We start from the raw sequence: 9,164 nt of genomic DNA, 5'->3' as shown, positions 1-9,164 counted from the left end.
GGGGCCCCCCCTCCCTACCGCGGGCTCTCACCCGCAGGCCCCCCCAACCTGTGTCCCCCACCGCCCCCGCCCCCCGCAACCCCCCGGGGCGCGGGCCCCGGGGGGCCCCGCCCCACGGAACGGTCAGACCGTCTCGCCCGGGTTCTCGTCCGAGAGCCCGGCCGGCGTCGTCTTCTGCACGTGCAGCAGGAACTCGACGTTGGTCTTGGTCTTCTTGAGCTGGCCCAGCAGCAGCTCGATCGCCTGCTGCTGGTCGAGCGCGCCCATGACGCGGCGCAGCTTGTAGACGATGCCCAGCTCGTCCTTCGCCATGAGGATCTCCTCGCGCCGGGTGCCGGACGCGTTGACGTCCACCGCCGGGAAGATCCGCTTGTCGGCGAGGTTGCGGGACAGGCGCAGCTCCATGTTGCCCGTGCCCTTGAACTCCTCGAAGATCACCTCGTCCATCTTCGAGCCCGTCTCCACGAGCGCCGAGGCGAGGATGGTCAGCGAGCCGCCGTTCTCGATGTTGCGCGCCGCGCCGAAGAACTTCTTCGGCGGGTACAGCGCCGCGGCGTCCACACCACCCGAGAGGATGCGGCCCGACGCCGGCGCCGCGAGGTTGTAGGCGCGCGAGAGGCGGGTGAGCGAGTCGAGCAGCACGACGACGTCCTGGCCCAGCTCGACCAGGCGCTTGGCGCGCTCGATCGCGAGCTCGGCGACGATCGTGTGGTCCGACGCGGGGCGGTCGAACGTCGAGGCGATGACCTCGCCCTTGACCGTCCGCTCCATGTCGGTGACCTCTTCGGGCCGCTCGTCCACGAGCACCACCATGAGGTGGACCTCGGGGTTGTTCGCGGTGATCGCGTTGGCGATCTGCTGCATGATGATCGTCTTGCCGGCCTTGGGCGGCGCGACGATGAGGCCGCGCTGGCCCTTGCCGATCGGGGCGACGATGTCGATCACGCGCGGCGTGAGGCGGGTGGCCTCCGGGTTCTCCAGGCGCAGCCGCTCCTGCGGGTACAGCGGCGTCAGCTTGGTGAACTCGGGGCGCTGGCGCGCCTCCTCCGGCGTCATGCCGTTGACGGAGTCCAGCCGCACGAGGGCGTTGAACTTGCTGCGGACGTTCTTGCCCTGCGGCGGCTCCTCGCCCTCGCGGGGCTGGCGGATGGCGCCGACGATGGCGTCACCGCGGCGCAGGCCGGACTTCTTCACCTGGTTGAGGGAGACGTAGACGTCGCCCGCCCCGGGCAGGTAGCCGCTCGTGCGCACGAAGGCGTAGTTGTCGAGGATGTCCAGCACGCCGGCGACCGGCAGCAGGACGTCGTCCTCGCGCACCTCCACGTCGTCCAGGCCGGCGACGTCCGGGCCGCCCGGCCGGCCGCTGCGGTTGCGCTTGCGGTCCCGGCCACGGTCGCGACCCCGACGACGGCGCGAGCCGCGCTCGTCGTCGTCGTCCCGGCGCTGGCGCTCGTCGCGCTGGCCGCCCTGTGCCGGGCCGCTCTGCCCCTGACCGCCCTGCCCGCCGGAGCGCTGCTGGCCGGAGGAGTCGTTCGAGCGGCCCTGGCCCGAGCGCTGGCCGTCGCCGTCGCCCTGGTTGTTCTGGCCGTTGCCGGAGCGGCGGGCGCCGCGCTCGCGCGGGGCCGCGACGGCCTCCGCGAGCTGGGCGAGGCGCGCCTCGCGGTCGGCGTCGTTCTGCTGGCCCCCGCGCTGCTCGCCGCCACGCTGGTCGCCGCCCCGTGCGGGCTGCTGCTCAGCGGGCGCCTCCGCGCGCTGCTGCGGCGCCGCGTCACCCTCGGACGAGCCGGCGGAGCGGGTGGCCCGGCGCGAGCGGCGCGGGGCCTCGGCGCCGTCGGCGCGCGGGGCGCGGGCGTCGCCCGAGGGCTGCCCGGAGCCGTGGTCGGCCGGCGCCTGGGCCGGGGCGTCGCTGCGGACCGTGGGCGCCACGGCGGTCGCCGCGGCGACCGGGGCACCGGCGGTGCGCGCGCCCTGGCCGCGCGCGGCCCGGATCGCGTCCTGCAGGTCGCTCTTGCGCATCCGGGACGTGCCCTTGACGCCCATGCCGGAGGCCAGCGCCTGGAGCTCGGCCAGACGCATCGAGCTCAGGTTTCCGGATGCGGCGGTGCCGTTCCGGCTGTCGGTGGTGTTCGTCACGAAGGACCCTTCCCCCTCGTATGCGGCCCGCAGATCTCGGGGCCGGGGTGGTTGCCGTCCGGCGCGGGGAGCGCCGAGACGCGTGGAACCTCGCATCAGTGGTACGACGACGTCGGCTGGCGGGGTTGGTGTTTCACCCTCTCGCGGGACTGTCGCGGCGGATCCTGCACCGCATCACGACCACCACGCACCTGGCTCTGACCGGGCACGCGGACGCGCGGCGCGGTCGAGAGGGGCCGTGCGGTGGAGAGGGATTGCCCTCGCGGTCGATCCCGAAGGCTCACCGCATCATATCACCTCACACACCGCCCCAGGCCGACCCGACGCCCGTCACGCGGCGCGCCACCGCGCCGTCGTGGTCCACGCCCGGCCGCACCGCACGCCAGCCCGCCACGTCGTCGACGAGGTCGGCCAGCACGGCGTCGAGCCGACCCGTGCCGTCGCCCGCGGTGAGGACGAGGACCGTGGGACCGGCGCCCGAGATCGTGGCCGCGAGCCCCTCGGCGCGCAGGGCGCGCAACAGCTCGGCGGAGCCCGCCATCACGCTCGCGCGGTAGTCCTGGTGCAGCCGGTCCTCGGTGGCGTCGAGCAGCAGCTCCGGGCGCCGGGCCAGGGCCTCGACCAGCAGCCCCGCGCGCCCGGCGGTGAACGCCGCGTCGCCGTGCGGCACCTCGGCCGGGAGCACGCCCCGGGCGCGGCTCGTGGCCAGGCGGGCGTCGGGGACCAGCACGGTGGCCTCGATGCGCTCGTCCACGTCGAGGTCCACGGCGCGGGGGCCGTCGCCCGACCGCCACGCCAGCGTCGCGCCACCCCGGATCGCGGGCGCCGCGTTGTCGGGATGGCCCTCGAACTCGGTCGCGATCCGCAGCACCGCGGCCGCGTCCAGGACGTGGGGGTCGGCCAGGAGCGCCCGCGCCGCGACGATGCCGGACACGACGGCCGCCGACGAGGACCCGAGGCCCCGCGCGTGCGGGATCCGGTTGACGCACCGCAGCCGGAGGCCGGTACGGGGCGCGCCGGCGAGCTCGAGCGTGTGCCGCAGGGCGCGCACGACGAGGTGGTCCTCGCCGAGCGGCACCTCCCCCGCCCCCTGCCCCTCGATCTCGACGACGACGTCGTCGGTCGCGAGGAGCTCGACCTCCAGGTCGTCGTACAGCGCGAGGGCCAGGCCCATCGCGTCGAACCCCGGGCCCAGGTTGGCGCTGGTCGCGGGAACACGGACCAGCACGTGGTCGGCGCCGAGCTGCATGCGCGTCTCCCTCTCGGGGCTCGGTCGGAACGGTGTCGGGCAGAGCGTTGTCGGGCGGAGCGGTGTCGGGCGGGGTGTCAGCCCAGGCCGAGCGCGTCGGCGATGGACACGACGTCGGCGCCCACGCGGGTCGGGGCGACCTCGCCGCCGTCCGGCGTGCGCAGCGCCCACTGCGGGTCCTTGAGGCCGTGACCGGTGACCGTCACGACGATGCGCGCCCCGGCGGGGACCAGCCCGCGCTCGGCCCGCGCGAGCAGGCCCGCGACGCCCGACGCGGACGCCGGCTCGACGAACACGCCGACCTCGGCGGACAGCACGCGGTGCGCGGCGAGGATCTGCTCGTCGGTGACCGACTCGATGACGCCGCCGGACGTGTCGCGGGCGGCCTCCGCCTGCTCCCACGACGCCGGGTTGCCGATGCGGATCGCGGTGGCGATCGTCTCCGGCTGGTCGACGGGGTGGCCCAGGACGATCGGCGCGGCGCCGGCCGCCTGGAAGCCCCACATCTGCGGCGTGCGGGTCGCGACCGCGCCGTGCGCGGCGCCGTCGTCCAGGCCCGCGTACTCGCGGTAGCCCTTCCAGTACGCGGTGATGTTGCCCGCGTTGCCGACCGGGAGGCAGTGGATGTCCGGCGCGTCGCCGAGGGCGTCGACGACCTCGAACGCGGCCGTCTTCTGTCCCTCGATGCGGTCCGGGTTGACGGAGTTCACCAGCTCGACCGGGTACACCTCGGCGAGCTTGCGCGCCGCGACGAGGCAGTCGTCGAAGTTGCCGTCCACCTGGAGCAGGCGGGCGCCGTGCGCGATCGCCTGGCTGAGCTTGCCCATCGCGATCTTGCCGTCCGGCACGAGCACGGCGCAGGTCATGCCCGCCCGGGTGGCGTACGCCGCCGCCGAGGCGGACGTGTTGCCCGTCGACGCGCACACGACGGCCTTCGCGCCGCGGCCGGCGGCCGCGGAGATCGCCGTCGTCATGCCGCGGTCCTTGAACGACCCGGTCGGGTTCATGCCCTCGACCTTGACGTACACGTCGGCGCCGGTACGGTCCGACAGCGCCGGGCCGGCCACGAGCGGGGTGCCGCCCTCGCCGAGCGTGACGATCCGCTCCGCCACGTGGGCGGGCAGCCGGTCGGCGTACTCGGTGATGACACCGCGCCACTGGTGGGCAGGCTGGGTCTTCGGCTGGTCGACCGGCATGGTCAGGCTCCCTCGACTCGCAGGACGGACGTGATCTCGTGCACCGGCTCGAGGCCGCGCACGGCCGCGACCGTCGCGGCGAGCGACGCCTCGCGGGCGGAGTGCGTGGTGAGCAGCAGCGCGGCGGTGCCCTCGGCGACGTCGACGGCGTACGGCTCGTCGGGCGCCTGGCGGACCGTGTCGATCGACACGCCGTGGTCGGCGAGCACCTGCGCCACCTGGGCGAGCACGCCCGGGCGGTCGGCCACGACGAGCCGGACCTGGTAGCGCGTGACGGCGGCGTCGTGCGGCAGCACCGGCAGCGACGCGTACGCGGACTCGCGCGGCCCGCGCCCGCCGACCATCCGGTCGCGCGCGGCCGACACGAGGTCGCCGAGCACGGCGGACGACGTCGGGCGCCCGCCCGCGCCCTGCCCGTAGAACATCAGCGGGCCGGCGTCGTCGGCCTCGACGAAGACGGCGTTGAACGCCCCGCGCACCGCGGCGAGCGGGTGCGCGGACGGCACCAGCGCGGGGTGCACGCGCACGGACACGCCCTCGGCGGTCTGCTCCGCGATCGCCAGCAGCTTCACGACGTGCCCGGTCTGCTGCGCGGCGGCGACGTCGGCCGCCGTCACGCCCGTGATGCCCTCGCACGCGACCTGCGCCAGCGAGACGCGCGTGTGGAACGCGAGCGACGCGAGGATCGCGGCCTTCGCCGCGGCGTCGTGCCCCTCGACGTCGGCCGTGGGGTCGGCCTCGGCGTACCCGAGGGTCTGCGCCTCCTTGAGCGCCTCCTCGAGGTCCAGCCCGTGCGTCGTCATCTGGTCGAGGACGTAGTTGGTGGTGCCGTTGACGATGCCGAGCACGCGGCGCACCTGGTCGCCGGCGAGCGACTCGCGCACCGGGCGGACGATCGGGATCGCACCCGCCACCGCGGCCTCGAACGACAGGTCGACGCCCGCCGCGTCCGCGGCCTCGAACAGCTCCGGGCCGTGCGCGGCGAGGAGCGCCTTGTTCGCCGTGACGACGCTCGCGCCGCCCGCGATCGCGCGGTGGATGAGGCCCCTTGCCGGCTCGATGCCGCCCATGAGCTCGATGACGAGGTCGGCGCGGTCGACGAGCGCGCCCGCGTCCTCGGTGAGCAGCTCGGCCGGCACGACGGTGCCGACGCCGTCGCGCGGGCGGCTCGCGTCACGCACGGCGATACCCACCAGCTCCAGGCGCGTGCCCGCGCGGGCGGCGAGGTCGTCGGCGTGCTCGATCAGCGTCCGCGCGACCTGGGAGCCGACGACGCCGCACCCGAGGAGCGCGACGCGCAGCACCGTGGGGGTCGGGTCGGCCGCCTGGCGGGGACGGGCCGCGGGTTCGGCCCCAGTCAGGGGCCCGGACGAGGGGGCTGCAGGCACGGGAGAACCTTCGGAACGGGATGCCGGGACGGGGTCAGGATAGCCGCGGCGCGCCGGCCGTCGGGCCGCCGTCCACGGGCGGCGACGACGGGCCGACGACGCGGCGTCGGGCGTCAGCCCTGGTCGAGCGCGAGCAGGTCGTCGACCGTCTCGCGCCGCACCAGCACGCGCGACGCGCCGCCTGACACGGCGACCACGGGCGGACGGGTCAGCAGGTTGTAGTTCGACGCCATCGAGCGCCCGTAAGCGCCGGTCGCGGCGACGGCGAGCAGGTCCCCCGCGCGCACGTCGCCGGGCAGCCGCACCTCGTGCACGACGATGTCGCCGCTCTCGCAGTGCTTGCCCACGACGCGCGCGAGCACGGGCTCCGCCGTCGAGGTCCGGCCGACGAGCTCCGCGTGGTACTGCGCCTCGTACAGGGCGGGGCGGATGTTGTCGCTCATGCCGCCGTCGACCGAGACGTAGGTGCGCACGCGGCCGTCGTCGAGCGCGACCGGCTTGACCGTGCCGACGGTGTAGAGCGTCAGGCCGGCCGGGCCGACGATCGCGCGGCCCGGCTCGATGGAGAGGCGCGGCAGCGGGGTGCCCAGCTCGGCGCAGACCGCGGCGACCGCGCTCGCGACGTCCTTGGCGATGCGGTCCGGGTCGAGCGGTACCTCCCCCGGCAGGTACGCGATGCCGTAGCCGCCGCCGAGGTCCACCTCGTCGACCAGCACGCCCGTGCGCTCCGCGAGCTCGGCGCGCAGCCGCAGCACGACGCGCGCCGCCGCCTCGAAGCCCGCCGGGTCGAGGATCTGCGAGCCGATGTGCGAGTGGATGCCCAGCAGGTGCAGCTCCGGGCGCCGGGCCGCGGCGAGCAGCGCCTGCATCGCCGGCGGGTCGCCGCCCTCGTCCAGCGCGCCGGGGTTCACCGAGAGGCCGAACTTCTGGTCCTCGTGCGCGGTGGAGATGTACTCGTGCCCGCCGGCGTGCACGCCGGTCGTGACACGCACCATGACGGGCGCCACGAGCCCGCGGGAGGCCGCGAGCGCCGCGACCCGGTCGATCTCGACGAGGGAGTCGACGATGATGCGGCCCACCCCGGCGTCGAGGGCCGCGAGGATCTCGGCGTCGGACTTGTTGTTGCCGTGCAGGCCGATCTCGGCGCCGGGGACGCCGGCGCGCAGGGCGACGGCGAGCTCCCCGCCGGACGCCGTGTCGACGCGCAGTCCCTCCTCGCGGGCCCAGCGCGCCACGGCCACCGTGAGCAGGGCCTTGCCCGCGTAGTACACGTCGACGCCGGTGCCCACCTCGGCGAACGCCGTCGCGAACGCCGTGCGGTAGCCGCGGGCGCGGGCCCGGAAGTCGGCCTCGTCGAGCACGTAGGCGGGGGTGCCGTGCTGGGCCGCGAGCGCGTCCACGGCGAGCCCGCCCACCTCGACGACGCCGTCGTCGCGCCGGCGCACGCCCGACGACCAGGGGACCCCGAGCACGCCCTCCTCGACCTGGGCGCCGGTCACATCCGCTCCGGGGCGGAGACGCCGAGCAGGTCGAGCCCGTTGGCCAGCACCTGGCGCACCGCGTCGTTCAGCCACAGGCGCGTGCGGTGCGTGTCCGTGACCTCCTCGTCCGGGTACGGCGTCACGCGGCACTCCTGGTACCACTTGTGGTAGTCCGCGGAGAGGGACTCGAGGTAGCGCGCGACGCGGTGCGGCTCGCGCAGCTCGGCCGCCTGGGTGACGATCCGCGGGAACTCGGTGAGGGCGCCGACCAGCGCCGCCTCGGTCTCGTGCGTGAGCAGCGCGGGGTCGAAGGCGTCGGAGCCGTCGGGGGCCACGCGCGCGACGGCGCGGTCGGCCGCGTTCCGGTCGACGGCGCAGGTGCGCGAGTGCGCGTACTGCACGTAGTAGACGGGGTTGTCGTTGCTCTGCTTGAGCATCTCCTCGCCCGACAGGGACAGCGGCGAGTCCGCCGGGTACCGGGCGAGCGAGTAGCGCAGCGGGTCGGAGCCCAGCCACTCGATGAGGTCGTCCATGTACAGGGCGTTGCCGCGACGCTTGCCCATCCGCTCGCCGCCGATGTTGACGAGCTGGCCGATGAGCACCTCGATGTTCGCCTCCGGGTCGTCGCCCGCGCACGCGGCGATGGCCTTGAGGCGGTTGATGTACCCGTGGTGGTCGGCGCCGAGCAGGTAGATCTTGCCCGGGAACCCCCGGTCCTTCTTGGACAGGTAGTACGCGGCGTCGGCGGCGAAGTAGGTGGGCTCGCCGTTCGCGCGGATCATCACGCGGTCCTTGTCGTCGGCGAAGTCCGTGGTGCGCAGCCACACCGCGCCGTCGACGTCGAAGACGTGGCCCTGCTCGCGCAGGCGGGCGACCGCCTGCTCCACCGCGCCCGAGTCGTGCAGCGTGCGCTCGGAGAACCAGACGTCGAAGTGCACCCCGAACGCGTCGAGGGTGCGGCGGATCGCCTCGAGCTGGGCCTGGTAGCCGAGCTCGCGGGCGGTCGTGAGGGCCTCGTCCGCCGGGAGCGACAGGAGGTCGGGCTCCTGCTCGAGCACCTCGGCGGCACGCTCGGCGACGTACTCGCCGGGGTAGCCGCCCTCGGGCACGTCCTCGCCCTTCGCGCGGGCGATGATCGACGCGGCGAACTTGTCCATCTGCGCGCCCGCGTCGTTGATGTAGTACTCGGCCGTCACGTCGGCACCGGCCGCGCGCATGATCCGCGCGAGCGCGTCGCCGAGCGCCGCCCAGCGGGTGTGACCGATGTGCAGCGGTCCCGTCGGGTTGGCCGAGATGAACTCGAGGTTGTGGACCTGGCCCGCGAGGGCGTCCGTGCGGCCGTACGCGTCGCCGGCGGTGACGATCGTGCGCGCCAGCTCGCCCGCGGCGCCGGCCTCGAGCGTGATGTTGAGGAAGCCCGGCCCGGCGACGTCGGCCGCCTTGATCCCCGGCGTCGCCGCGAGGCGGGCCGCCAGGTCCTCCGCGAGCGCACGCGGCGTCGTGCCCGCCTTCTTCGCGAGCTGCAGCGCCACGTTGGTGGCCCAGTCCCCGTGCTCGCGCTGCCGGGGTCGCTCCACGTGCACCGACGCGGGGACGGCGTCGGCAGGCAGGGCGAGGGTGCCGTCGGCCACGGCCGAGGCGAGGGCAGCGCTGAGTGCTCCGGAGAGCTCGTCGGGGGTCACCGGGCGATTCTACAAAGGCGGCGGGCCGCCCGGCT

The 9,164-nt window shown here is 75.1% G+C and carries 6 protein-coding genes; all 6 read right to left on the bottom strand.

Going from position 1 to position 9,164, the window contains the following annotated elements; genetic code table 11:
- Positions 1-123: 123 nt before the first annotated feature.
- Positions 124-2,133: a transcription termination factor Rho gene (rho, locus tag ACFQ8Y_RS20450; protein WP_430586583.1), complete on the bottom strand. Its 2,010-nt coding sequence runs from the start codon at positions 2,131-2,133 to the stop codon at positions 124-126.
- A 298-nt stretch (positions 2,134-2,431) separates the two neighbouring features.
- Positions 2,432-3,382, bottom strand: coding sequence for a homoserine kinase (gene thrB, locus ACFQ8Y_RS20445; protein WP_430586582.1), 951 nt, complete (start codon positions 3,380-3,382; stop codon positions 2,432-2,434).
- 77 nt (positions 3,383-3,459) lie between these two features.
- Positions 3,460-4,578 carry a threonine synthase gene (gene thrC / locus ACFQ8Y_RS20440; RefSeq protein WP_430586581.1) on the bottom strand — a complete coding sequence of 373 codons (1,119 nt, stop codon included), beginning with the start codon at positions 4,576-4,578 and terminating at the stop codon, positions 3,460-3,462.
- A gap of 2 nt (positions 4,579-4,580) precedes the next feature.
- Positions 4,581-5,939, bottom strand: coding sequence for a homoserine dehydrogenase (locus ACFQ8Y_RS20435; RefSeq protein WP_430552501.1), 1,359 nt, complete (start codon positions 5,937-5,939; stop codon positions 4,581-4,583).
- Positions 5,940-6,079: 140 nt separating this feature from the next.
- Positions 6,080-7,465, bottom strand: coding sequence for a diaminopimelate decarboxylase (lysA, locus tag ACFQ8Y_RS20430; RefSeq protein ID WP_430586580.1), 1,386 nt, complete (start codon positions 7,463-7,465; stop codon positions 6,080-6,082).
- Entirely contained in the window at positions 7,462-9,129 is a 1,668-nt protein-coding gene (gene argS / locus ACFQ8Y_RS20425) for an arginine--tRNA ligase (protein WP_430586579.1), read from the bottom strand. The genes lysA and argS overlap by 4 nt, the downstream gene beginning before the upstream one ends.
- Positions 9,130-9,164: the final 35 nt, after the last annotated feature.

The organism is Isoptericola sp. NPDC056605 (assembly GCF_042792795.1).
In the GTDB taxonomy this organism is placed as follows: Bacteria; Actinomycetota; Actinomycetes; order Actinomycetales; family Cellulomonadaceae; genus Isoptericola.
This window is presented reverse-complemented; position numbering and strand designations above follow the sequence as displayed.